This window comes from Treponema sp. (assembly GCF_045657965.1).
GTDB lineage: Bacteria > Spirochaetota > Spirochaetia > Treponematales > Treponemataceae > Treponema_D.
Genome location: NZ_JAZOUG010000338.1, coordinates 1 through 2165, shown reverse-complemented (window position 1 = coordinate 2165; position 2165 = coordinate 1). Strand labels below are relative to the sequence as shown.

Genomic DNA, 2165 nt, shown 5'->3' with positions numbered 1-2165 from the left:
CAACTCCTTGGCTCACAGAACGACATGGCTACGATCCGACTTGGCTATGACTGAACCGCCCCCCTTAGAATGGGTAGCGGAAATACCCGAACGGAGAGGAAATGACCGAGCTTGCTCAGGTCTTTCCGCGTAGTGAAAGGTAATGGAGCGAGGGGGAGACTTCCCCCCACTATAAAAAAAACTGAATCTGTGTTAATCTGTGTCCGTCTAAAGTTTCAAATATAAATAAAATTTTTTAGGAGCAATAAATGATTACAGTATCTGACGTAAGCCTTCATTTCAGCGAAAAGCCGCTTTTTAAGGATGTCAATATCAAATTTACTGCCGGCAACTGTTACGGCATTATTGGTGCGAACGGGGCAGGTAAGTCTACCTTCCTTAAGGTGCTTTCAGGTGAGCAGGAGCATGATACCGGCGAAATTTTCATGACTCCGGGTGAGCGAATGGCTGTTTTGAGTCAGGACCACTTCGCGTTTGACGAATTTTCTGTTAAAGACACAGTAATGCAGGGATATCCAAAACTTTACGAAGTTTCAAGAGCACGTGATGAAATCTATTCAAAGGCTGAATTCACAGAAGAAGACGGAATTAAATCAGCTGAACTTGAAGCAGAATTCGGCGAACTTGGCGGTTACGAAGCTGAAAACCAGATTGAGCAGATGCTTTCAGGTCTTGGTCTTGAAGAAAAATTTCACGACAAAATGATGAGTGAACTTGATGAAGGTCAGAAAGTCCGCGTTTTGCTTGCACGAGCCCTTTTCGGAAATCCTGATATTCTTCTTCTTGACGAACCTACGAACGGTCTCGATTTGGAATCTATCAACTGGCTTGAAGACTTCCTTCTCGAATTTGAAAACACAGTCATAGTTGTAAGCCATGACCGTCACTTTTTGAACACTGTCTGTACTGTAACCTGTGACATCGATTACGGTAAAATCACTCAGTTCGCCGGAAACTACGACTTCTGGTACCAGATGAGCCAGATTTTACAGAAACAGGCAAAAGACCAGAAAAAGAAGAACGAAGAAAAAGCTAAAGACCTCAAAGAATTCATTCAACGGTTTGCTTCAAATGCTGCAAAGAGCCGTCAGGCTACCAGCCGTAAAAAGGTTTTGGAAAAGCTCGAACTTGAAGATTTGCCGGTTACAAGCCGCAAATTCCCGTATGTTCACTTTGCAACAGAGCGCGAAATTGGAAACAATGTTCTTGAATGCAGAGGTCTTTGCTCAAAGGACGAAGACGGCGTACAGCTTCTCAACAAATTTGACTTTAAGGTTAACCGCACTGATAAAATTGCATTTGTCGGCGTGGAGCACAACACAATTTCATCATTGTTCGACATTATCGCAGGCGAGACAAAACCAGAATCAGGCGAGTTCTTCTGGGGACAGACTACAAGCAATACATATCTTGCACGCGACAATAATAAATTCTTTAACAACGATATGAACATCACTGAATGGCTTAAACAGTTCTCAAAAGAGCAGGACGACGCTTATGTCCGCGGATTCTTGGGACGAATGCTGTTCAGCGGGGACGAATCTCTTAAAAAGGTAAAGGTTTTGTCCGGAGGAGAGAAGGTGCGCTGTATGCTTTCTAAGATGATGCTTCAGAACGCAAATGTTTTGATTCTTGACGACCCTACAAACCACCTTGACCTTGAAGCAATCGAAAGCCTGAACCAGGCTCTTGTTCAGTTCCCTGGAGTAATTTTGTTTACAAGCCATGATCATGAGTTTATTCAGACAATCGCAAACCGAATCGTTGAAATCACACCAAAAGGCGTAATTGACCGCATGATGCCGTTTGATGACTACATGGCAGATGAGCAGGTTAAGACCCTGCGTAAAGAATATTACGAAGGCAGTGACAGAAAGATTAAGTTCTAAAAAAAAATTGTTACATAATTACTGACATTGAAAAGACTTTACGTTCTTTTGATGTCAGTAATATTAAATGAGCTGATAAAAATACAGAAGAGAGTGGAATATTTTAACGCTTACCTGCACAGAAAACCTGGGAAAACGGAAATAATTGGTCGACAGAATACACATTATAGAAAGTAGTCATTCGGAAAGAAATTACGTGTCCGTCAATTTTGGGCCCCCTGGGGCACCATCCAGACACCTTGGGCTTCAAAAGACGTGATTTTTATGTTCCAAGGT

The 2165-nt window shown here is 42.4% G+C and carries 1 protein-coding gene; it reads left to right on the top strand.

Annotated features, from left to right (window positions below; genetic code table 11):
• Window positions 1–248 precede the first annotated feature (248 nt).
• The gene (locus ACKI5B_RS12730) at window positions 249–1889 is read left to right on the top strand and encodes an ABC-F family ATP-binding cassette domain-containing protein (protein WP_407429353.1); all 1641 of its coding nucleotides are present in this window, start codon (window positions 249–251) and stop codon (window positions 1887–1889) included.
• Window positions 1890–2165: the final 276 nt, after the last annotated feature.